We start from the raw sequence: 21,683 nt of genomic DNA, 5'->3' as shown, positions 1-21,683 counted from the left end.
CGATCATGGCGGTCGACGGCTGTCGTGCCGGCACTTGAACCGCCATCTCGCTCGATCTTGAAGGCAACACCTTCATGCCGTCTCTTGCCTCATGCGTACGCTGATCCGTATGCGAACGACCTGCTGAATTCCCTTCACGATTGGCATCAGCTTAGCAAGAAACTTGCCAGACGAATGCCGCCCTAGCGCGCGAGTCGATCACTTGAACCACGGCCATTCCGCCGGTCCTTCGTGTGTGACCGCTCCGCCCGGAGCCTGCCCAACCAGACGCGCATATTTCGCAAGGGCGCCGGCGCGGTGGCGCGGTGGCCGCGGTTTCCAGTTGCGCCGGCGCGTTGCGAGCTCCTGTTCGTCGACCAAAAGGTCCATGCGACGGCCGCCGGCGTCGATCCGAATTCTATCGCCGTCGCACACGAGCGCCAACGGGCCTCCGATGAAGGCTTCAGGAGAAACGTAGCCGATACACATGCCACGTGTCGCGCCGGAAAAACGCCCATCGGTGATCAGGGCGACCTTTTCGCCCATACCCTGGCCATAGATCAGCGCCGTGACGCCGAGCATCTCGCGCATGCCGGGGCCGCCAACTGGTCCTTCATTGCGGATCACCAGGACCTCACCCGAGGTGTAGTTACGGTTACGCACGGCTTCGACACATGCCTCTTCGTCTTCGAAGACACGTGCGGGCCCTTCAAAGGACAGGCTCTTCAGTCCAGCAACCTTGATCACGGCACCATCCGGGCAGAGACTGCCCTTCAGCACTGCAACGCCTCCATCGCTCATAATGGGTGTGCCGGCCGAATAAATTACTTCGCCATCCGGCGCGTTGGCGCTGCCATAGTCCTCGGCGAGTGTACGACCGGTAATCATCAGGGCGCTTCCATCGATATGCCCGCTCTGAACGAGTTCACGGATCACCACGGCGGCTCCGCCGATATCGTAAACATCCTTGGCGGTGTACTTGCCGCCGGGACGCAGATTTCCAATCAGCGGGGTACGGGCAAAAACCTCGCCAACGTCATCGATGGTGAAGGAAATCCCGGCCTCGTTCGCTATTGCCGGCAGGTGCAAGGCCGCATTCGTCGAGCCACCGGTGGCCGCGACAATTGCGGCACCGTTTTCCAGCGCCTTCCGTGTCACGATATCACGCGGCAATGGCCCGCCGCGCTCGAGCATTTCCATGACGAGCCGGCCCGCACGGCGCGAGACCTGCGCGCGTTCCGGATAGACACCGGGAATCATCGAACAATTGGGGATGGTGAGGCCCATCGCCTCCGAAACCATCGCCATGGTGTTTGCGGTGAATTGTCCGGCGCACGCGCCGATGGTCGGCAAGCAGCTTCGCTCGATCTTTTCGAGTGTTGGACCATCGATCTCGCCGGTCATGAAGCCGCCGACCGCCTCATAGGAATCGAGGACGGTCAGCGTTCGTCCTTCCAGTCGGCCCGGCAATGCACTGCCGCCGTAGATGAAGATCGACGGCACATTGCAGCGGATCATGCCCATCATCACGCCGGGAAGCGTCTTGTCGCAGCCGCCGAAGCCGATCAATGCGTCGTAGGCAAGGCCGTGAACGACGGCTTCGATGGAGTCGGCGATCAGCTCGCGCGAAAACAGCGAGAACTTCATTCCCTCGTGATTCATGCTGATGCCGTCGGACACCGAGATCGTCGTGAACTCGCGAGGTGTTCCGCCGGCTTCCTCGATGCCCGCTTTGGCCGCCTCGACCTGGAAATCATGCGTCATGTTGCAGGGCGTCTGCTCACCCTTCATGCTGACGACGCCGACCATCGGCTTGGCGAGAGCCGCGTCGTCCAGCCCCATCGCGCGCATGAATGCGCGATGCGGCGCGCGGTCGAGGCCGTCAGTCGTTATCCGGGAGCGCAGCTTGTTCATGTCGGTATCATCTACATTCGACGTCCCACCCAATATTGGGACGCCGCAAATCGTTCCGGCTATTCGCCGAGCTGCTTATTGCAATGGCGCAACGATGGTCGGATGCTTGAACTGCGCGACATCCAGTTTCGGCAGCATTCCGGTTTCGGCGTAGATATCCAGCATCTTCTGGATCGCCGGGAAGTTCGGTGCAGCGCCCGGATCTCGCCCGAAATCATTGTCCTTCAACAAGTAGGTGTCGAGAACCGGGATCGGCGCCTTGAGTACTTCAGATACCACCTTCAGCGTTTCTTCGCGGTTCGCCAGCGCTTTCTTCATGCCGGAGGTGATGTCGCGCACATAGGCCTTCACCAGTTCCGGGTTCTTGTCGACGAAATCGGCGCGGCAGGCTTCAAGGATATGCACGATGTTCGGCATGGCCTGCGACAGCGAAAACAGCTTGCGCGTGCCACCCTTTGCTTCCGCACGCGCGGCAAATGGCTGGTTCATGTTGACGGCGTCGACCCGGCCCTGCCGCAATGCGTCTTCGGAGACCGCAAAGCCGACCTCGACGAGCTTGATGTCCTTTGCGGGATCGATGCCATTCTGCTTGAGCAGCATGTTGAACGGTCCCTGCGTGCCACCGCCGATCACCGAAATGCCGACCGTCTTGCCCTTGAGATCGGCGATCGTCTTGATCGGCGAGTCGTCCATCACCGCCCAATAGACCGAAAATCCGCCCGGCTTCTCGAACACGTGCTGAGCGACGATGTAGGCCTTGAGATTGCCGCCGACCACGCCGTTGGACAGCGACAAGGGCGCCTGCGTGGCGCAGTCGAGCGCGCCGGCGGCCAGTGCCTGCGTCATGGGCGCGGTGCCCTGGAATTGCGTCCACTCGATATTATAGGTCTTGCCGAGATCGGGAAATTCCGCCGGCCGCCGCATCATCCAATATTTGGATTCCTCAGCCGGAATGGTCCAGCCGACGCGGATCGTCTGCTGCGCCCGCGATGAGCCCGTGCTCGCGGCGATCGCCGCCACCGTCCCAAATGCCAGGACCCACTTTGAAACCGTCCGCATCATGCCGCTCCGCTGCTTCGACGCCGACCGGCGCCACCCAACCCGACCAGGAGCCAAATGTTTCATGGTTCAAACAGTCAGGCAAGCCATGCGCACCGACGCGATTTCCCGATCGGCTCCCGTGTATGCTAGGGCCACATTCAACCAGCATTGCTCAGAAGGAAGCGACCCATGGCCGAATCCCCCGGCGCGACGCCGCACACCGCCGAGAAGCTCGGCTATCTGGGCCTCGGATTGATGGGTGCCCCCATGACCCGGCGACTGCTCGCGGCTGGTTACGAGGTAGCGATTTGGAACCGTTCGGCCGCGAAGGCGGCGGCCCTCGTCGAAGCCGGCGCGAAGCGCTCAACCAGCCCCCGCGACGTTTTGACCAGTGCCAGCGTCGTTTTCATGTGCCTGACGGATGCCGCGGCAGTCGAGGAAGTGATCTTCGGCCCTGAAGGACTTTTCACGGTTCCAGGCGCGGGAAAGCTCGTCGTCGACTTCTCATCCATCCATCCGGATGCCGCGCGCGACATTGCCGCGCGGCTCAAGGCGGCAAACGGCACGGGCTGGATTGACGCGCCGGTCTCGGGCGGCACAAAAGGAGCAGAGGAAGGCACGCTAGCGGTCATGGCTGGCGGAGATCCCGCCGACGTCGAGAGGGTGCGGCCGTACGTCCTTGCAATGGCGCGCAGACTCACACACATGGGCCCGATCGGCGCCGGCCAGACGACCAAGCTCTGCAACCAGGTGATCGTTGGCTGCGCGATGGCCGTCCTTGCCGAAGCAACGCGTCTTGCGGTGAATGCAGGGATCGACGCAGGACGACTTCCGGAAGCGCTCGCCGGAGGCTTTGCCGATTCCATTCCCCTCCAGCTCTTCGTCCCACGGATGGTTCGGGGCATTCATTCCCCGCCGCTCGGCCACATCGCGACTATGCTGAAGGATCTCGACACCGTCGCCGATGTCGCCCACGCCACCTCGACGCCCGTTCCGATGGCTTCGCTCGCGGGGCAGCTGTTCAGACTTGCCAGCGCGAGCCGCGGGGCGGATGCCGATGCGCTGGAGATCTACCAGCTCTCCGCACCGAAAGGCTGAATCGGCTTGAACGCGGAAACGCCGAACCGGTCCGTCTTACGACGGCTTCTGGCGATCATCGTCCGCCAAAAAATGCCCGTAGCTCCCGCGCGCAAAAAGCAGCGGCTCGTTTCGATTGTAGGAATAGGCCTCGACGGCTCCAAGAAAGATCACGTGGTCGCCGCCATAATATCGATTGACCGATCGGCATTGAAAGTTGGCAACACCTTCGGCAAGCACCGGCGCATTCCCGAGCCCGGGACTCCAGTCAACGCCGGTGAACTTGTCGTCCGAGGATTTTGCGAACGTGTTCGCAAGTGCCTGCTGTGAGGCGCCGAGCACGTTGACTGCGAAATGGCTGGCATTCTGAAACACGGTCAGGCTCGACGAATAGACCACGAGACTCCAGAGCACGAGCGGCGGATTGAGAGATACCGAAGCGAATGAATTGCACGTCAGACCGTAGGGTTTGCCGTCCGGACCCGCGGCGGTAATGATGGTCACCCCCGTCGCATAGGTGCCAAGGGCAGCGCGAAAATCGCGCGGATCGATCGGCGAGTTGTCGCTCGCCAGTTCGTTCGCTGGGTCTGCGGCCGGCGGCTGCTTGGGCAAATCAGTCATCAGCCGGCCTCACAGCGTCAAGTTCTCGGACGGCAGGCCGAGCGCGACACGGCCGTAGTTGGTCCCGGCTGCATCGAAATTGAACGCAAGGTGCGAGTTTATGGCATGAGCATCGCGGAATTGCCGCTGCAAGACGCCGCTCGTGAACAATCCCCGCGCACCGCTGGCGGCAAACAGCATCGACACCGCCTCGGTACACAGATTGACCGAGAATGCGCCGTCGCGTCGGTACTTGGTCTTGGCTGCCATGCTCGGAACATGGCAACGCCGCGCATCATCCATGGCAAGCGCACAGGCAGAGCGCATGATCAAGCGCGCGGCGTCGACCTTCGCCGAGGCATCGGCAATCTTGATCTGCGTGCTCTGGAAATCGCTCAGCTTGGCGCGGTTGTAGGTCGATATGCGGTGGCGAACGACCTCGACGTAGTCGTCCAGGCACGCCTGAGCATTTCCGAGCGCGACGCCGGACAGAACGTACGGAAACAAGGAAAATACCGGAAGCGCATAGAGCTGATTGGGATTGACCGCGCTCCCGGGCGTCGGACCTCCGGCCAGATTGCCGACGGCGACCGTCATGTAGTCGGGAACAAAGGCATCCCTGACTTCCACGTCACTCGAACCGGTGCCCCGCAGTCCCGCCGCGTTCCACGTGTCGAGGATCTTGTAGTCCTGCCTGGGAAGCAAGAAGATGCGATATTCGATGCCATCGGCCTCATCATCGGAGTAGACCACGCTCGCAAGCATGTTCCATTCGCAGGACGCCACGCCCGACGAGAATGGCCAGCTTCCGTGCAACCGATAACCGCCATCGGTCTTCCGGGCACGACCGGCCGGGAAAATGAACGACGAAGCGATCAGGGTATTGGCATCGCGGCCCCAGACCAAAGTCTGGGCCTTCTCTTCGAACATGCCGAGCATCCAATGGTGGCTCGCCAGATTGGCAAAATTCCAGGCCACTGAAGCGTCTGCCTGCCCCAACAGGTCGGCACAATCGATCAGCGCAACGTAATCGAGCTCCGATCCGCCGAAACGCCTGGGCTGAAGAATCCTGAATAGGCCGGCGTCATGAAGGTCCTGTTCGGTCTCGGGCGGAAGGCGTCGAAGCTCCTCCGTCCGCGCCGCGCGCTGGCGCAATTGTGGAACGAGCGCCCTCGCGCGCGCGATCATCGCGGCATAGGCACGCTCACCGGTCTCAGCCTCCGGCTGGGCCGCACCTGAGATGGGATTGCCGGCCACCATTCGTATCCTTCGTTTCCGCAACTGTTATGCGGCCGGAAGCCCGCCAAATCAAGACGATGCAATGTCAGCGACCGGATTCGGTTTTGTACCCGGGTTGCTCGAACGGATGAGATATTGCAAACGCCGGCAACGCGAAACAGCGCTCCGCGAGCCGGGTCACGGTCGGAAACGGCGCCATATTCAATTTGAGGAAATGGGCCCCCACAACCTGCCCCGCAATGCAGATATCAGCTATCCCGGGCGTGGCGCCTAAGGCGAACGGAGCCGGCGATCGTCTTGCCAGGAGCCGCTCATAGGTCGCCAACGCCTCGCGCGCCCAATGCTCGGCCCATCCTGTGACCGCGTCACCATCTGCCCCGAATGCCTTTACGAGGTGATTGCGCACACGCGGCGTCACCAGCGGATGGGCGTCCGCGACCGTCACCAGAGCCAGCGACCGCGCATATGCGCGATCGGCCGGATCGGTTGGCAACAACCTCGGCCCGTGACTGACATCGTCGAGATACTCGATGATCGCGAGCGATTGAAACACCCGGTATCCGTCGTGCACCAAAGTCGGCACGACACGCTCCGTGTTCACGGCATCATAGTCAGGCGTGAACTGCTCGCCCGACATGATGTCGATGGGGATTTCCCTGAACGGCAAAGCCTTGAGCTTCAGCGCCACCCGCACGCGAAAGGACGCGATCGATCGCCAGAAACCGTAGAGTTCGATGTTCATCGTCACTCCCTTCCATTCGCCAACGCTTCCGGCCCTAGGCAAGGTTCAGGGAACGGGTACCCCCGGTCGCCGGCCGGCTCCGAAGGCTCCGCTCTCCGCAAGCTCGGCGAGCCATCGCTCGTCATAGCCAAGCGTCTCGCGCAAGACGTCCCTGGTGTGCTCACCCAACAGCGGCGCCGCGACGGGCTCAACGGCGGGCGTGAGATTCATGGACACCGGTGATTCGATGTTAGGCACCCAGCCCGCCGTGGGGTGCGGGATCTTATTCAGCCGTTGCCGCTCTCGCGCCTCGGGTGCATTGAAGCCTTCCTCGACAGTGCGAAGATAGCCAACCGGGATATTGGCCTGTTTCATCTTCATCATCCAGTTCTCGAGGCGATCGCCTGCAAACACCTCGGCAATGGCGGCGCGCAGCCTCTCCTTGTTTTCGGAGCGTGCTTTCCGCGTGGCAAAGCGGGGATCGGTGATCAGCTCAGGTCGATCAAGCACCTCGACGACAAGACGCCGGTAAAGCCTGTCATTGGCGCAAGCCATATAGAGCGGTCCGTCAGACGCCTCGTAGACTCCGACGGTGGGAGAACCGCTCGGCGAATTGCCGAATCGTCCGGGATTGTGGCCGTTGATGAGATAAGCCATGCCATAGAAGCCGGTCATGGCCATCGCAATATCAAACAGCGCGACTTCAACGTGCTGCCCGCGGCCCAGCTTCTCCCGGGCCAGCAGCGCAAGGAGGATAGCGTTGCCGGCGGCCATCCCTGTCGCCATGTCGACGATCGGCGGACCAGTCCGAACCGGCGGGCCATCAGGGAAGCCGTTCAGCGACATGAAGCCACTCTCGGCCTGGGTGATAGGATCAAAGCCGGGCCGCGAAGCAAACGGCCCGGTGCGGCCATAGGCAGAGATCGAGCAATAAACCAGCCGCGGGTTGGTCGGCGCGACCGATTCATAATCGAGGCCGAACTTCTTCATGACGCCGCCCGAGAAATTCTCGACGACCACGTCCGCCTTGCGGATCAGCTCGCGCGCCACGTCGCGCGCGGCCGGCACCGCAAGATCCAGCGCGATGCCACGCTTGTTGCGATTGAGGCTGAGGAAGGCGGCGCTCTCGCCTCCGATCTCGGCGTGCTCATAGGCCCGCGTATCGTCGCCGCCGTCGGGATTCTCGATCTTGATGATGGTGGCGCCGAAATCGCCAAGCGTCTGCGTACAGGCGGGCCCCGCGACCACGCGCGTGAAATCGATGACCAGCAGTCCGCCAAGTGCCGTAGGTCCGTTCCCGGCGCGCGGTGGACGCTCCGGCAGTTGCGGCTGATCGATCATGAGCGCTCGCTCCCTACATCGGCTTGTGCCCGCCGAATAGCAACCTTAAAGCCCGCCTCACGGCACGGGCAAGTCCCCTGCCCGCTTGCGATCATAAAGCAATGATGCCGCGGATCGCCGGCGTCTCTCAAAACGCAAAAACGGCCCGGCAGCGTCAAGCTGCCGGGCCGTTTCAACGTAGCGAACGATGGCCTGCCGTCCGTGCTTTGCGCGGCGCATTCCGCTTCACGGAAGCATGATGGCCCCTAAACCCCGTTCAGCCATTTTCGCCAGTAAAGCGTATTGCGCCACCCCCAAGGCACCTCCGGCTCATAAAGCCGGTAGCCCGTCCTGATGAAGTTATTCGCCGATATCCTGTTGTCGGCCGTGTCCGAAACGATGCTCTCCCCCTCTGAGCTATCTCGTCGGACGTGAGCGGCATCATGACGAAAAAACCCGCAGCGGAATGCTCCGCGCGGGTTGATGCAAACTCTTTCGATGATGCCACTATAGAGGTGATTTGCCCGACGCGTCAAGTGCAACTTCGCTTAATCAGAAGCCTATCACAAACCTATCAAACTTTATCTAAAATGCACGAAACCGAATTTGGCGGAATGAAACTTCTTCACGCCACTATCGCCTCCAATCTTGTCGAGTGACTGAAGGATCAAGCGTTGAGCGGCGGCCCGACGTTTGAAATCCATCGAGGAGGAGATCGATGTACTACGTCGCCGCTGCACTGCTTGGCCTGTCGGGCCTGTTCTATTCCGCGAGCCATCATGAGATCGGCTCGTTCGGCGCCACCATGTGCACCTATGGCAGCGCGTTCTGTGACAATCCGATCTACGTTCTCACCGGAGCAGGTCTCGCGGCCGCCTGGGGAATGTTCGTCAGCGTCCGCTAGTCCGCAATCTCCGCCCTCGCCTCAACAACAAAGCCCGCGACCGGTGAACGGCGGGGGCTCCGACGATTTCTGCGATGATGCCTGTTTACAGGTGATTTGCCCGACGTGTCAACTGCAAATGCGGACAATCCGAAACGCGGGGCCGGACTGACCTGCAGGAACTTTTGATCCTTGCCCCGAGTTAGCCGGGAGAATTGGGAAAAAGCCAGCCGACGCGAGACCCCGCCGTTCATGACCGCCCCCATCCTTCCCGCACCGCCAAAATCCTTCCGGATGGTGCTAAAGCGGCTGGGGCCCGGTCTGATCACGGGGGCGGCCGACGACGATCCGTCGGGCATCGCCACCTATTCGCAGGCCGGCGCGCAGTTCGGCTATGGCCTGCTCTGGACGGTGTTTCTCACCCTGCCGTTCATGATCGCGATCCAGCTCGTCAGCGCGCGGATCGGCCGGGTCACCGGCAAGGGGCTGGCGGCCAACGTCATGAAGATCGTGCCGCGCTGGCTGGTGCTGGCGCTGGTCGCCATGCTGGTTGCCGCGAACACGTTCAACATCGCCGCCGACATCGCCGCGATGGCGGAGGCGCTCTCGCTGGTCATCGGCGGGCTGAACCACGAGCACGCGCTGATCTTCGCGGCGTCCTCGACCCTGCTGCAGATCTTCGTGCCCTATCGCCGCTACACGCCGGTGCTGAAATTCCTGACGCTGTCGCTGTTCGCCTATGTCGCGACCGCCTTCACCGTGAACATCCCCTGGAGCACGGCGCTGCTGGCGGCGGTCTGGCCGCAGGCCAATGTCAGCGCCGATTATTTCCTGATGGTGGTCGCCGTGCTCGGCACCACCATCAGCCCCTATCTCTTCTTCTGGCAGGCCTCCCAGGAGGTCGAGGAGATGAACCACAAAAAACGCCAGCCGCTGGCGAAGGCGCCGCGCGCGGGCGATCCCGAGCTGACGCGCATCAGGGCCGACACCACGCTCGGCATGCTGCTCTCGAACGGCATCGCCTTCTTCATCATCCTGACCACAGCGTCCGTGCTGCACGCCAATGGCGTGACCAAAATCAATTCGGCGACGGAGGCCGCCGAAGCGCTGCGGCCGCTCGCCGGCGATTTCACCTTCCTGCTGTTTGCGCTCGGCATCATCGGCACGGGCCTGCTGGCGATCCCGGTGCTGGCGGGCTCGGCGGCCTATGGCGTTGCGGAAATCTTCGGCTGGCGCGCCACGCTGGAGGCGAAGCCGGATGAAGCCGTCGGCTTCTACACGATCATCGCGGCCGCGACCGTCATCGGCTTCTCGCTCGGCTTCACCGGCATCGATTCCATCCACATGCTGGTGTGGAGCGCCGTGCTCAACGGCATCGTCGCCGTCCCCATCATGGTGATGATGATGCTGATCGTCTCGAACGCCGGCGTCATGGGCCAGTTCAGGGCGCGGACATGGCTGATCGCGCTCGGCTGGCTCGGCACGGCGCTGATGGCGCTCGCGGTCGTCGCCCTGCTCGGCTCGTCCGTCGTCGGTTGAGCATGATCCGGAAAAGTGTGAAGCGGTTTTCCGAAAAGATCATGCTCAAATGACACCCAAGGCGCGATGACGATTCCCCCTGATCTCATCGCGCTCTGGGCGTGCGGCTCAGTTCGAGGTCAGGGCCGCCGAAACCTGCGACGCGATGATGAAGGCCACGAACACGGCCGGCACGCTGATCAATCTCAGAAACTGGTCTACCGAAAGCATCGCGTCGTCCCCCAAGACAATGCGCCTTTCCAAACCGTGCGCCCTAGTCTTACTGTGTCGTTCCGATTGAATCGGAACTGAGCTCTAGATTCTAGTTTTGACGCGTTTTCTTTCGCGAACCGGTCGCCACTTCGCTGGAAAACGCTTTACTGAACCCTCTGCACGATTTGCTGATCGGCCGTGAGAATCTGGTCGGAAATGGCTGCCCCGCCCAAGGTGAGCAGCGCCAGAATCGAGATAAAAGCCAAGGCTTGCATGGGGCTGATGGTGGGGGTGCGATTGTGGCCAAAACGGAAAGAAGCCGGCGCGATTTCGCGGCGATCTCCGGAAAGATCATGGCTATCCCCAGCCTTTCCGGCAGCCATTTCGCGCTGCAAAACAACGCTGCTGCATAAGCCCTGCGCGCCTCCATCGCTTCTCGGGGCTCGCGCCTTAGCCTAATTCTATTGCGTGACAAACACTGCTTTCGTCATCCTGAGGAGCGCGGAACGCGCGTCTCGAAGGATGGCCGCGGCGAGATCCGGGCCTTCATGGTTCGAGACGCGCTCCGCGCTCCTCACCATGAGGGTCTTATGACGCGGTAAGACGAACAGGTTCTGCGGGCGTCGTGCGAAAGCCGGGTCGCCGCATCGCCAAATCAAGCGCGACAAACGCGAAGCGTTTGCGCGGAGATCAACAAGGCTCATCAAGCAGCCGCCGGGGAGCGACATGACGACATCATCCAAAGCCACTGCCATCGAAATCCTCGCCTGCGATGCCGGCTGGCGAAACTACCATTTCGTCAAGCTGACGACGGAAGACGGCATCGTCGGCTGGAGCGAGTTCGACGAAGGCTTTGGCTCGCCCGGTGTGGGCGCCGCGATCCAGCGCCTGTCGAGCCGCGTCATCGGGCAAAACGTCTTCCAGCACGAGCGCATCCATGCCGAGCTGTTCGCAGCGACGCGGCCGGCCGCCGGCGGCGTCGTGGCGCAGGCGCTGGGTGCGATCGAGAACGCGCTGCTCGACGCCAAGGCCAAATGTCTCGGCGTGCCCTGCTACGAGCTCCTCGGCAGCAAGATCCGCGATCGCGTCCGCGTGTACTGGTCGCATTGCGCGACGTGGCGGATCAATCATCCCTCCTGGTACAAGCCGCCGATCGAAAGCCTCGACGGCGTCAAGGCGATGGGCCGCGAGGTGCGCGAGAAGAAATTCACCGCGCTCAAGACCAACATCTTCTCCTATGACGAGGGCAAGCCGACCGGCTGGCGCCCCGGCTTCGGCTCGCCGTTCCTGCCCGAGATCAATGTCGATCGCAAAATCCTGCGCGACCTGCACATGCATCTGGAGGCGATCCGCGACGGCGCCGGTCCTGACGTCGAGATCCTGCTCGACTGCAACTTCAACGCCAAGACCGAAGGTTATTTGAAGATCCTGCGCGCGATCGCGGACATCGACATGTTCTGGGTCGAGATCGACAGCTTCAATCCGGAAGCGCTCGGCTATATCCGCAGGCAGAGCCCGCACCCGATCTCGTCCTGCGAAACGCTCCTGGGGCTGCGCGAATTTTTGCCCTATTTCCGCGAGCAGGCCATGGACGTCGCGATCGTCGACACCCCCTGGAACGGCGTCTGGCAGTCGATGAAGATCGCTTCAGTCGCCGAAGCCTTCGAGGTCAACGTCGCGCCGCATAATTTCTACGGCCATCTCTGCTCGATGATGAACGCGCATTTCTGCGCCGCCATGCCGAACCTGCGCATCATGGAGATCGACATCGACCGCCTGGCGTGGGACCGCGAGCTCTTCACGCACGAGCCGGAGATCGCGAACGGCCATCTCGTCATTCCGAACCGCCCGGGCTGGGGCACCGAGCCGAACGAGGAGGCGCTTGCCGCGCACCCGCCGAAGACCCACGGCGGGCTGCTCAGCTACGGCCGCAAGAGCTGAAGGACTACGGCGTTATGGGGTTGACGGCCGGGGATGCCTTCGGCCCCGGACGCACCGGCTCGATCGGAGATTTCGGATCGGTCGGCAGCACCATGGCGCCCGCGGCACGCGCGGCTTCACCCGTGGTGTGATACATCGCGACCTGCGCCGACTGCGTCTTGGCCCGGCTCCACGGGCCATGGTCGACAAGCAGCATCGCGGCAATGGTAACGCCGGCGACGATCAGCGCGATCACGCCGGGATGGCGAAGCGCAATAGCAAGGGAGTTCGTGAAGCTTGTTGCCATCGAACACTCTGGGCTGTTTCCTCTCATGGGTTAATTCAATGAGGTCGCGCGTGGTTCCGTCTCAAACGGCGCGGTTCCTTCGGAACCCAGCGATTGTCGCGCAAGCTCACTTCACGTCGGGACGCGCGTCACCGACGAACTTGTCGCGGTTCGGCATCTTGATCGCGGTGAGCGCCTTGGCGTCGAGCGTCGCATCCGCGGCCACCAGTCCATTCAGGCTGAGGATATAGGCCGACACCGCATACACGTCGTCAGTGCTGAGAGATTGCGGTGCGTTCTGCGGCATGGCGCGGCGGATGTAGTCGAACAGCGTCGTTGCGTAAGGCCAGTAGCTGCCGACGGTACGGATCGGCCTCGCCGTGCCGATCGTCCCCTGCCCGCCGACCAGCCGATCGCCCAAACCGCCCTCGCCTTTGTCGCCATGGCAGGACGCGCATTGCTGAGCGAACACCTCGCCTCCCCGACTGACCGTGCCGCGCCCCTCCGGCAGATTGCTGCCGTCGCGTCCGATGTCGATGTTCCAGCCTGCGATCTCCGCGGGCGATGCCGGCCGTCCGATGCCGTAAGGACTTTGCGCAGAGGCGTCGCTCGTCCACGCCCATAGCAGGACCGCGACGGCGATGCCGTGCGCTTCACGCCAGCGCATTGGTCACCTCGCCGCTCTCTGCGATGCGCCAGGGCCAGATCGCGTTGTTGTGGTAGAAATAGTTTTCGCCGCGCACGGCCAGCAGCTCGGCAAGCGTCGGCTGGACGTAGCCGGTCTCGTCGATGGCGCGGCTCTGGATCACGGCGGCCTTGCCTTCCCACCGCCAGGGAAAGCGGAAGCGCGTCAACGCGCGCGTCAGGACCGGCTCCTGCAATTGCGCCAACTGCCAGCTCTTGCCGTCATCGACGGACACCTCGACGCGGGTGATCCTGCCATGCCCGCTCCAGGCAATGCCGGTGATCTCGTGAAAGCCGGGCGCGTCGAGGCGCTGTCCGCCGGAGGGACGCGTGATGATCGACTTGGCCTCCATGTAGAAGGAGAACTCGCGCGCGGTGCCGTCAGGCAGCAGGTCGGTGTATTTCGAGGTCTCCTCGCGCGAATAGGTGGGCTCCGACGTCACGTGCAGGCGCCGCAGCCATTTCACGCTCATGTTGCCCTCGAAACCGGGCAGGAAGAGCCGCAGCGGATAGCCTTGCTGCGGCCGCAGCCGCTCGCCGTTCTGGCTGTAGACCAGCATGGCGTCGTCGAGGCATTTCTCGATCGGGATGCTGCGCGTCAGCGCGGCGGCGTCGGCGCCTTCGGCCACGACCCATTTGGCTTCGGGCTTGAGGCCGGCTTCCTCGAGCACCAGTTTCAGGTTCACGCCGGTCCACTCGGCACAACTCACCAGGCCTACGAGGTCAGAGGCGGTCTTGCCGTAAGGCTTCGTGTAGCCGGGATTGCCCGAGCATTCCAGGAAGTGGATGCGCGATTGCGACGGAAAGCGTCGCAGGTCGTCCATGCTGAAGATCAGGGGACGTTCCACCAGGCCATGAAGCATCAAGCGATGCTGCGCCGGATCGATCGTCGGCACGCCGCCATGATGGCGCTCGTAGAATAGCCCGCTCGGCGTGATGATGCCGTCGAGCTCCTGCAGCGGCGTCCGGCTCGACGCGGATAAATACTGTTTGAGGCTTTTCGAGATGTTCTTGACGACGTTCTTCTCGAACGGCGACGGCGTCCCATAGGGCTGACTGCCCATCGGCTCGCCTGGCACCTTCATCCATTCGGGAATGTCGGGCGGCAGATTGTCCGCTTTGGCGGCCCCGCTGCCGAGAACGACTCCACTGAGTGCCGCGCCGCCAGACCTGAGGAAACGACGGCGCGTGGCCGCGTCGATGCCGGCAGTCGTTCGTGTCTTGGTCATTGCGGGCCCTCGTGGTCGACCGCATGAAATCGCCTTCCGAGCGCCTTGGCAATTCGCGTGCGTTTCAAAATCAGGCGATCGTCGCGACGGCTGATCTAAATCCACACTCGAGCGGAGGAGTTCCTTCCCGGTGCCGCAGCGCATGAACGATCTGATCGGCTCTACTCACCCGGCGAGATCGCGTTGCTCGGCGTCGGGCGGTCCGCGATCTGCTGACCGAACAGGCTCCCGATAAGCTCGACCGCCGTCCGCGCGGTGCGCCCGCGCTCGTCCAGGAACGGATTGAGCTCGACGATGTCGACCGACCGGACCAGGCCGGAATCGTGCAGCAGCTCCATGATGAGATGCGCCTCGCGGTAGGTCGCCCCCCCCGGCACCGTGGTACCGACGCCGGGGGCCACGCAGGGGTCGAGGAAATCGACGTCGAAACTGACGTGCAGCACGCCGTCGCTCTCCTTCACCCGCTCGATGAAGCGCCGGATCAGGACGGCGACCCCGAACTCGTCGATCTGGCGCATGTCGGCGACGCGGACGCGCCGCGTGCGCATCAACTCCTTCTCGAGCTTGTCGATCGAGCGCGTGCCGAACAGCTCGAGCTGGCCGGGATCGATCGAGGCCCGCGGCTCCTTGCCGAGCAACCCATCGAGACCGGGCTCGCCGCACAAGAACGCCGCGGACATGCCATGCATATTCGCCGTGATCGTCGTCGCCGGCGTGTTGTAGTCGGCATGCGCGTCGAGCCAGAGCACGAACAGTTTGCGCTCGCGCTCTTGCCAGTGACGCGCCATGGCATTGACCGAGCCCATCGACAGCGTGTGATCGCCGCCGAGAAAGATCGGGATCGCGCCGGTCTTCGCGACCTCGTAGGCGCGATGGCTCACGACCCGTGTCCAGCGCTGGATCTCGCGGTAGTGATTGGCATTCTGGGGCGGCTCGTCGCTGGAATCGGGAATGCCGGCGACCGAAAGGTCGCCATGATCGACCACCTCGAAGTCGAGATTTTCCAGCAAGGTCGCAAGGCCGGCGGTCCGCAAGGCCGCAGGACCCATCAGCGTCCCGCGCTGCGAAGCCCCCATGTCGATGGGAGCGCCGAGCAGCGCAATGCGCCTGGTTCGATCCGATGTTGTGCGATCGGTCACGACCATCTCCCTGATCAGGTCTGCGCTGAGGCGTCAGCCTAACAGAGATTCGCGTCCGTCGTTTCCCGGGGCTGATGCTGTCGCGGGCCGACATCGCTGGAACCAAACCTCGCCCACCGCATTTCCAGTGCAGGCCGGCACCCGCCGTCAAGACGGCGCCAGTCGCGGATAGCCAAAGGTCTTCGGACCCGCTGTTCAAAACGAGCGCTCGCGAGGATAGCCAAAGGTGCCGGTCCCTGTCATTTCGCGGCTGTGGAGGCCTCAAGCCTTGAGCGTGGACATACCGGAACCAGTTTCGCAGCCAGGCCTAGCCGAGCGCGCCGTCGATGCCGCAACCGACGTCTCCCGCACGATCGGCGAGGTCGCCGGCGGCCTGCATGCCGCAGTCGATCGCCTCACCGCGGCCATCCAAGAGGCGCGAAGGCCCGGCAAGCCGCTTTCGACGGTTGCCGCGATCACCCGCGAGGCTCCGCTGGCGAGCCTTTTCGTCGCGTTCCTGTTCGGCGTCGCGATTGCGCGCCGGCGCTAACGTCAGAACAGTTTCGGTCCGCGCCGATCGAGCTGCGCCTCCCATGTCGCCAGTGTGGCGGCGACGATCATCACCGCGATTCCGGCAACGCTGACCCAGAGTTGCGCGACCAAACCGCCGGAAACATCGCTGAGGAAGACCTGACCGACAAAGGACAGCAGGACTCCCAGGCAATACATCGAAAGCGAGTTCTCGCCACAGCGGATCATCGCGATCGCAAGCGGCGGCACCGGTCGGCGTTCCTTCCGCAACGTGAACCGCGAAACCACGACGGCCAGCGCGAGGAAGTGCAACAGGCGCACCGGCGCCAAGTGGCTCTTGTAGATCGGATAGATCCATTCCGAGACGTCGTCCGGGATCAGTCGTGTCAGCACATCGAACTGCCAGCTCAAGGCGATGACCAGGCTGAACAGCAGATAGAACAGCGCGAGCACCAGAGTTACCGGCGACTGCACCAGCGGTCTGATCATGTTACCGCCGCCGCCCGCATACCAGGCGCCGAACACGAACAGGAGCTGGAATGCGAACGGATTGAAGTAGAGCTCACCCGTCGGCCAGGCCGGCACGTGCCAGCTCCGGAGCTGGACCATCAGGTACACGAGGAACGAAGCGGCCAGCGTTGTCGTGGGGATGCGGATGAGGAGCCACAGCAGTAGCGGAAATGCGAGGTGCAGCAGCACGAAGGTCGGCAGGATGTCGGTATTGACGGGCGTATATTGCAGCATCGCCGCATGCACGAGCGCCGCGCCGGGGTCCTTGAAGAAGAAGCCCGTGTTGGTTTCATCGACGTAGCGCTCGCCACCGCCGACGAGCCACACCAGTGCGACATAGGCCCCAAACAGCAGCAGGAACGCGCAGTAGATCTCGAAACTGCGCCGCAGCGCCCGGACGATCACCGTGAGCCACCCCTGCTCCGGCAGGCCGCCGCCATAGGCCAGCATGCAGGTGTAACCGGAGACGAAGACGAACACCTCGGTGGTGTCGCTGAAGCCGTAGTTGCGCAGCGTCAGCCATGCCAGCGAATTGTCCGGGATGTGATCGATGAAGATGAACCACAGCGCCAATCCGCGGCAGACGTCCAATCGCAGATCGCGGTGGCCCTTCTGTCTGTGCAGAAGTGCTCCCTTGGCCAGCTCCGGCTGATAATCCGTCACGATCTCGATGAGCCTCGAAACGACGGGCATGTCGCACGAGACTGATGATACTGATTCTGCCGGGATTGTCTGTACCGCCGCGCGTCGCACTCAGGCGGCGCCGACGGCTTCCTGGATCGGCTGCGCCGTCAGAAACTGACGCCCAAATGCTTCGGCCGGCATCGGGCGGCCGAAGAAATAGCCCTGCCCTTCCTCGCATCCCATGCTGACCAGGAAGTCGGCCGTGGCGCGGTTCTCGATGCCTTCGGCGATCACGGAGAGGCCAAGCTGCTTGCTCAGTCCGACGGTCGAGCTGACGATCGCCGCGTCGTCGGAATCGGCGAGCAGATCGAGCACGAAGGAGCGGTCGATCTTGAGCCCGTCGAGCGGAAACTTCTTCAGATAGCTCAAGCTCGCGTAACCCGTGCCGAAATCGTCGAACAAAACGCGGACACCGAGCTCCTGGATCCGCTTGAACATGTCGAGCACCCGCGCCTCGTCGAGGAGAAGGATATCCTCGGTCACCTCGAGCTCGAGCAGCGAAGGCGAGAGGCCGGTGGCGGCGAGCAATTCGCCAACCGAATGCGCGAGATCGCCGGAATGAAGCTGCGACGGCGACAGATTGATCGCGACACGGACGTTGTTGCCGGCGAGCTCCCACGCCCGCGCCTGTTTGCAGGCCGTCTCCATCACCCAGCTGGCGATCCGTTCCGAGAGCGCCGACGTATTGACGACAGGCATGAATTCCGCCGGCGAGACGTAGCCGCGCGACGGATGACGCCACCGGATCAGCGCTTCCGCGCCGAGGAGCGCGCCGTCGACCAGACGAACCTGAGGCTGGTAGAACAGCTCGAATTCGTTGCGGTCCGCGGCCTGCGCGAGCTCGCTCTCCAGCGTCAGCCTGCTCTCGAGCTCCTCTCTGATGGTGCTCTCGAAGATCACGCAGCCGCCGCGGTGGGTCGTCTTCGCCCGGTAGAGTGCGAGATGGCCGTTGCTCAGGAGGTCGTCGGCGTTCTGCCCGCCGTCCGGATAGACCGCGACCCCGACGCTGATCCTGACGCGGTGCTGGCGCGCGCCGGCCACGAGCGGCAGCTCGAATGCGCGTGTCACGCGCTCGGTGAACACCGCGATCGGCTCATTGGCCTCGACACAGTCGATCGCGATCGCGAACTCGTCGCCGCTGAGCCGCGCGACCATCGCATTGTCTCCGGCCTCGGTCCGCAGCCGCGCGGCGACTGCCTTGAGCACGAGATCACCGGCCGCATGACCGAACACATCGTTGATCTGCTGGAAGCCGTCGAGCCCCAGCACCAGGAGCGCGATCTCGTGCGACTGCCGTTTCGCCGTCGCGACCAGGTCGACGAGCGCCGCATGCAAGGTGTTGCGGTTGGCAAGGCCGGTGAGCGAGTCGTACTCGGCGAGATATTTCACACGTTCGGCCTCGCGCTTGCGGACCGAGATATCGCGCAGGATCGCGCCATATTGGAAACCGTCTGTGCCTTGCCAGCCCGAGAAGCTGGCCTCGACCGGAAATACCTCGCCGTTCCTGCGCCGTCCCTCAAACTCGACGACGACGGCCCCGCCCGGGACCAGCAAAGCCTGACGTGCAGCGTCTCGCATCGAGAAACGCTTGCCCGCTCCGTCGATCGACGCTGCGCAGAGCGCCTCGAAGGGGCGGCCGATCATTTCCGCTGGCATGTAGCCGAAGATCGCGCTCGCGCCGGGGTTCCACACCGTGATCATGTGATTTTCGTCGGTGCAGATCAGGCCGTCGCCAAGCGACATCGCGATGCGGTGGAAGCGGCTCTCGGCGATGCGACCGAGCAGGCTGCGGAAATCGATCTCGTCGAGCGCGATCGCCGTGAGATAGGCGATGGTCGCGATGTGGAACAGCGACGTGTCGATGACGAGCGGCCATTTCAGCTGCGCGAGGGCAGCGACGAGCTCGACTGCCGCCGCCGCCGCAACGAGGATCACGACCCGAACGCCCGGACCAAGCCGGCGCCAGGAGAACATCATGAGCAAGGCCAGGGCACCGAGGCCCAGGATCATGCCGGTATCGGAGGTCGAGCGCAGCGTGCGATGCTGAAGGATCGATTCCGCCGCCAGCGCCTGTAGCACGGGACCGGATGCGACATTGCCGTTGGGTACGCTGAAGCGGTCGCCAAGCTCGAGGGCGGTGGCCCCGACGAGCACCTTCTTGTCCCTCAGCTTGACAAGCGTCGTGGCGTCGCCGCGCAGCACGTCGGCAAAGGAGACGCGCGGAATTGATGCCGCACGGATCGAGAAATCGATCAGGAACGGCGAGCTCCGGTTGGCATATTGCCCCGCCAACACCGCCGCCATCGAGGGCACGAACTCTTCGCCGAGCCTCTCGCCGAAAGGATAGCGTCGAACCAGCCCGTCGGGCTCCACGGTAACATTGACGACGGCCGGCCACGACTGTTCGCCGAATGGCGTCAGAGGACGGTTGATGTGGATCCCACTGCTGCCGCTGTTCGGTGCCGGCTGCTTGAAGGACGGCAGGATCGTCGAACCGCCGACGTCCTTCAGCGGCTCGACGAAAGCTTGGTCGGATGCAGGATCGGACGGTGTGCTGAAATCGACGTCGAAGGCGACGTCGCGAACACCGGCGCTTTCGAGCTTGCGCAGGAGTTCGGCATGTAGCTGCCGCGGCCACGGCCAGACGCCGATCCGGTCGATCGATGCGGAATCGATCGCAACCACCACAATATCGCCGCTCGCCGCGCGCGATTGCCAGGCGAAGCGCAAATCGGTGAGCGCACTGCGCAGCGCGCCGTGCCATCCCGTGGACAGCACGACAGCAAGCGCAGCCACAACCAGAATATGCGGTCGATAGCGTTTCACTTAGTCCCCCGCATCCGGCTCGATCCGGATGCGCCCCCTTGATCCCCTACGGAATGGCCTCAGTGCTTGTGGCCGTTGGCATTGCCGTTACTGCCGTTGCCCCCGCCATTCCCGTTGCCGTTGCCGTTGTTGCCTTTACCGTTTCCGGTGGCACCGCTGTTTCCGTTACCATTGCCGGAATTGCCGTTGCCGGAATTTCCGTTCCCGTTACCGGAGTTTCCACTGCTGGAGTTATCACTCGACGAACCTGCGGTTGTCGCGGTCGTCGTCGTGGTCGTGGTCGTGCTCGAGGAGCTCGTGCTGCTGCTCGCGCCGCTGCTGCTTGTCGTCACCGCCGTCTGGCCGGCGCTGTTGGAGACCGTCGTCGTGCTCGTCCTGCTGTCACTCCAGACGGTGTCGGTGCTGGAGCTTGACGCACTTCTGACGGCGGCAGTTGTAACCGATCCGCGCGCGAGCCCGTGCGTCACCTTGCTGAAATTCAGCTTCACCTCGCCAAGCGCGCCTGAGATGCGGACCACGCCCGACTTGACATAAGACCCGCTCGCCGAATTCTGGGGTTTGGAAGCCGCTCCGGCTGCCTTGCCCCTCTCGATGTGCGCGAGAGCGTGGAAGGTGTGGCCGTTCGCGGCGTTGCGCGGGGCCGGCAGGCCCGATTTCGGCACCGGCACTCGCTCGATGGTCGAAGCGCGCGGCTTGCCCTGCTCGATCGGATTGAAGGTGCCGGAGCCGCTCAGGTTGAGGCCAGGCTTGTCATGCTCGAAGGCCGTCGCAGCCTGGCCTGGCATCACCCGGGCGATTTGACCGGTGCGGAAATCGGAGACCTCGACCTGCCCGCGGACGACGCCGACCTTGGTGCTGTCGGCGTTCACCGTGACGCTGAACTGCGTGCCCTTGACCACGGCGGCGAGATAGGGCGTCTCGACTTCGAAATGCTTGACGTTGCGCTTTTCGACTTCGAGCAGGATCGAGCCCGCCTGCTGCACGATGGTGGTCGAAAGTCCGTCCTTCTGCTCCGTCGGCAGAGCGACGACGGAATTCGGTGAGATCAGGATTGTCTCTTCGCCGCGCACCAGAAGCACGCGACCATTACGCCCGGTCCGAATGGTATCGCCAGGCTTCAGCGTCTCTTCCTGCTTGAGCGAGACCTGCTGGACGCCGTCGGTCGCGATCCAGACCTCGCCCGACGCCTTGCTGACCGACCAGACACCGCCATCCGCGGCAAAGGCGTTGGAAGCAAATCCCAGTACGAACGCAGCCAGGAGGGTGCGCCGCATTCCATCTTTGCCGAGCATATGAGTCCTCAGTCCGCCTAAGAGCCGGCCTGAGGTTTATCGGAGATGTCTCAAGATAGGATTAGCCGGAGTCGCGGCAAGATCCATGGCCCCGTTAA

Annotated in this window: 20 protein-coding genes and 1 pseudogene; 6 read left to right on the top strand and 15 right to left on the bottom strand. The window is 63.1% G+C overall.

Features of this window, described 5'->3' with window-relative positions:
- Nucleotides 1-198: 198 nt before the first annotated feature.
- Both ilvD and SO180_RS28175 read right to left on the bottom strand, forming a co-directional pair.
- Entirely contained in the window at nt 199-1,893 is a 1,695-nt protein-coding gene (gene ilvD / locus SO180_RS28180; protein WP_449382092.1) for a dihydroxy-acid dehydratase, read from the bottom strand.
- A gap of 75 nt (nt 1,894-1,968) precedes the next feature.
- Entirely contained in the window at nt 1,969-2,952 is a 984-nt protein-coding gene (locus SO180_RS28175) for an ABC transporter substrate-binding protein (protein ID WP_449382091.1), read from the bottom strand.
- A gap of 171 nt (nt 2,953-3,123) precedes the next feature.
- Here SO180_RS28175 and SO180_RS28170 point away from each other — a divergent pair, with 171 nt between their 5' ends.
- The gene (locus SO180_RS28170; protein WP_449382090.1) at nt 3,124-4,032 is read left to right on the top strand and encodes an NAD(P)-dependent oxidoreductase; all 909 of its coding nucleotides are present in this window, start codon (nt 3,124-3,126) and stop codon (nt 4,030-4,032) included.
- Nucleotides 4,033-4,068: 36 nt separating this feature from the next.
- Here the strand turns inward: SO180_RS28170 and SO180_RS28165 are convergent, their stop codons facing one another.
- The 5 genes and pseudogenes from SO180_RS28165 to SO180_RS28145 form a co-directional block, all read right to left on the bottom strand.
- Nucleotides 4,069-4,632 carry a flavin reductase family protein gene (locus SO180_RS28165; protein ID WP_449382089.1) on the bottom strand — a complete coding sequence of 188 codons (564 nt, stop codon included), beginning with the start codon at nt 4,630-4,632 and terminating at the stop codon, nt 4,069-4,071.
- 9 nt (nt 4,633-4,641) lie between these two features.
- A complete protein-coding gene (locus SO180_RS28160) occupies nt 4,642-5,871 on the bottom strand; it encodes an acyl-CoA dehydrogenase family protein (protein ID WP_449382088.1) in 1,230 nt (409 codons plus the stop codon).
- A gap of 64 nt (nt 5,872-5,935) precedes the next feature.
- Nucleotides 5,936-6,592, bottom strand: coding sequence for a maleylacetoacetate isomerase (maiA, locus tag SO180_RS28155; RefSeq protein WP_449382087.1), 657 nt, complete (start codon nt 6,590-6,592; stop codon nt 5,936-5,938).
- A gap of 45 nt (nt 6,593-6,637) precedes the next feature.
- Complete coding sequence (locus SO180_RS28150) at nt 6,638-7,912, bottom strand: CaiB/BaiF CoA transferase family protein (protein WP_449382086.1); 1,275 nt, start codon at nt 7,910-7,912, stop codon at nt 6,638-6,640.
- Between the two features lie 245 nt (nt 7,913-8,157).
- A pseudogene (locus SO180_RS28145) lies at nt 8,158-8,298 on the bottom strand (GNAT family N-acetyltransferase); the annotation flags it as partial.
- Nucleotides 8,299-8,334: 36 nt separating this feature from the next.
- Between SO180_RS28145 and SO180_RS28140 the strand changes: the two are divergent.
- The 3 genes from SO180_RS28140 to SO180_RS28130 all read left to right on the top strand — a co-directional run bounded on the left by SO180_RS28140 (nt 8,335) and on the right by SO180_RS28130 (nt 10,313).
- Nucleotides 8,335-8,550, top strand: a complete 216-nt coding sequence (locus SO180_RS28140) for a hypothetical protein (protein WP_449382096.1) — start codon at nt 8,335-8,337, stop codon at nt 8,548-8,550.
- A 59-nt stretch (nt 8,551-8,609) separates the two neighbouring features.
- On the top strand, nt 8,610-8,795 hold the full coding sequence (locus SO180_RS28135; protein WP_449382085.1) for a hypothetical protein: 186 nt from the start codon (nt 8,610-8,612) through the stop codon (nt 8,793-8,795).
- Between the two features lie 231 nt (nt 8,796-9,026).
- Nucleotides 9,027-10,313 carry an NRAMP family divalent metal transporter gene (locus SO180_RS28130; RefSeq protein WP_449382084.1) on the top strand — a complete coding sequence of 429 codons (1,287 nt, stop codon included), beginning with the start codon at nt 9,027-9,029 and terminating at the stop codon, nt 10,311-10,313.
- Nucleotides 10,314-10,669: 356 nt separating this feature from the next.
- On the opposite strand, the gene SO180_RS28125 is transcribed toward SO180_RS28130, so the two are convergent.
- Nucleotides 10,670-10,888: a hypothetical protein gene (locus SO180_RS28125; RefSeq protein WP_449382083.1), complete on the bottom strand. Its 219-nt coding sequence runs from the start codon at nt 10,886-10,888 to the stop codon at nt 10,670-10,672.
- 343 nt (nt 10,889-11,231) lie between these two features.
- On the opposite strand from SO180_RS28125, the gene SO180_RS28120 reads away from it, so the two are divergent.
- Nucleotides 11,232-12,446 (top strand): mandelate racemase/muconate lactonizing enzyme family protein, encoded by a 1,215-nt coding sequence (locus SO180_RS28120; RefSeq protein WP_449382082.1) that lies wholly within the window; start codon nt 11,232-11,234, stop codon nt 12,444-12,446.
- A gap of 4 nt (nt 12,447-12,450) precedes the next feature.
- Here SO180_RS28120 and SO180_RS28115 read toward each other — a convergent pair whose 3' ends face one another.
- From SO180_RS28115 to rocF, 4 genes are all read right to left on the bottom strand, one after another.
- Nucleotides 12,451-12,732, bottom strand: coding sequence for a hypothetical protein (locus SO180_RS28115; RefSeq protein WP_449382081.1), 282 nt, complete (start codon nt 12,730-12,732; stop codon nt 12,451-12,453).
- Between the two features lie 106 nt (nt 12,733-12,838).
- Nucleotides 12,839-13,378, bottom strand: coding sequence for a c-type cytochrome (locus SO180_RS28110; RefSeq protein WP_449382080.1), 540 nt, complete (start codon nt 13,376-13,378; stop codon nt 12,839-12,841).
- Complete coding sequence (soxC, locus tag SO180_RS28105) at nt 13,365-14,624, bottom strand: sulfite dehydrogenase (protein ID WP_449382079.1); 1,260 nt, start codon at nt 14,622-14,624, stop codon at nt 13,365-13,367. Before soxC ends, SO180_RS28110 begins: the two co-directional genes overlap by 14 nt.
- 161 nt (nt 14,625-14,785) lie before the next feature.
- On the bottom strand, nt 14,786-15,763 hold the full coding sequence (gene rocF, locus SO180_RS28100) for an arginase (protein WP_449382078.1): 978 nt from the start codon (nt 15,761-15,763) through the stop codon (nt 14,786-14,788).
- Between the two features lie 268 nt (nt 15,764-16,031).
- Between rocF and SO180_RS28095 the strand changes: the two genes are divergently transcribed.
- A complete protein-coding gene (locus SO180_RS28095) occupies nt 16,032-16,292 on the top strand; it encodes a hypothetical protein (RefSeq protein WP_449382077.1) in 261 nt (86 codons plus the stop codon).
- Between the two features lie 2 nt (nt 16,293-16,294).
- Here the strand turns inward: SO180_RS28095 and SO180_RS28090 are convergent, their stop codons facing one another.
- The 3 genes from SO180_RS28090 to SO180_RS28080 are packed head-to-tail and all read right to left on the bottom strand — an operon-like array spanning nt 16,295 to nt 21,585.
- Entirely contained in the window at nt 16,295-17,476 is a 1,182-nt protein-coding gene (locus SO180_RS28090) for an OpgC domain-containing protein (RefSeq protein ID WP_449382076.1), read from the bottom strand.
- Between the two features lie 60 nt (nt 17,477-17,536).
- Nucleotides 17,537-20,293: an EAL domain-containing protein gene (locus SO180_RS28085; RefSeq protein ID WP_449382075.1), complete on the bottom strand. Its 2,757-nt coding sequence runs from the start codon at nt 20,291-20,293 to the stop codon at nt 17,537-17,539.
- A 59-nt stretch (nt 20,294-20,352) separates the two neighbouring features.
- Entirely contained in the window at nt 20,353-21,585 is a 1,233-nt protein-coding gene (locus SO180_RS28080) for a FecR family protein (protein ID WP_449382074.1), read from the bottom strand.
- Nucleotides 21,586-21,683: the final 98 nt, after the last annotated feature.

The organism is Bradyrhizobium sp. UFLA05-112, assembly GCF_053572325.1.
Note: the sequence above shows the minus strand (reverse complement) of the source record. Positions and strands in the feature narration are given on the sequence as shown.

Bases quoted from the DNA above. Each gene is read 5' to 3' on its own strand.
- ilvD (WP_449382092.1), bottom strand. From the start codon at position 1,893: ATGAACAAGCTGCGCTCCCGGATAACGACTGACGGCCTCGACCGCGCG.
- SO180_RS28175 (WP_449382091.1), bottom strand. From the start codon at position 2,952: ATGCGGACGGTTTCAAAGTGGGTCCTGGCATTTGGGACGGTGGCGGCG.
- SO180_RS28170 (WP_449382090.1), top strand. From the start codon at position 3,124: ATGGCCGAATCCCCCGGCGCGACGCCGCACACCGCCGAGAAGCTCGGC.
- SO180_RS28165 (WP_449382089.1), bottom strand. From the start codon at position 4,632: ATGACTGATTTGCCCAAGCAGCCGCCGGCCGCAGACCCAGCGAACGAA.
- SO180_RS28160 (WP_449382088.1), bottom strand. From the start codon at position 5,871: ATGGTGGCCGGCAATCCCATCTCAGGTGCGGCCCAGCCGGAGGCTGAG.
- maiA (WP_449382087.1), bottom strand. From the start codon at position 6,592: ATGAACATCGAACTCTACGGTTTCTGGCGATCGATCGCGTCCTTTCGC.
- SO180_RS28150 (WP_449382086.1), bottom strand. From the start codon at position 7,912: ATGATCGATCAGCCGCAACTGCCGGAGCGTCCACCGCGCGCCGGGAAC.
- SO180_RS28140 (WP_449382096.1), top strand. From the start codon at position 8,335: ATGACGAAAAAACCCGCAGCGGAATGCTCCGCGCGGGTTGATGCAAAC.
- SO180_RS28135 (WP_449382085.1), top strand. From the start codon at position 8,610: ATGTACTACGTCGCCGCTGCACTGCTTGGCCTGTCGGGCCTGTTCTAT.
- SO180_RS28130 (WP_449382084.1), top strand. From the start codon at position 9,027: ATGACCGCCCCCATCCTTCCCGCACCGCCAAAATCCTTCCGGATGGTG.
- SO180_RS28125 (WP_449382083.1), bottom strand. From the start codon at position 10,888: ATGGCTGCCGGAAAGGCTGGGGATAGCCATGATCTTTCCGGAGATCGC.
- SO180_RS28120 (WP_449382082.1), top strand. From the start codon at position 11,232: ATGACGACATCATCCAAAGCCACTGCCATCGAAATCCTCGCCTGCGAT.
- SO180_RS28115 (WP_449382081.1), bottom strand. From the start codon at position 12,732: ATGGCAACAAGCTTCACGAACTCCCTTGCTATTGCGCTTCGCCATCCC.
- SO180_RS28110 (WP_449382080.1), bottom strand. From the start codon at position 13,378: ATGCGCTGGCGTGAAGCGCACGGCATCGCCGTCGCGGTCCTGCTATGG.
- soxC (WP_449382079.1), bottom strand. From the start codon at position 14,624: ATGACCAAGACACGAACGACTGCCGGCATCGACGCGGCCACGCGCCGT.
- SO180_RS28090 (WP_449382076.1), bottom strand. From the start codon at position 17,476: ATGCCCGTCGTTTCGAGGCTCATCGAGATCGTGACGGATTATCAGCCG.
- SO180_RS28080 (WP_449382074.1), bottom strand. From the start codon at position 21,585: ATGCTCGGCAAAGATGGAATGCGGCGCACCCTCCTGGCTGCGTTCGTA.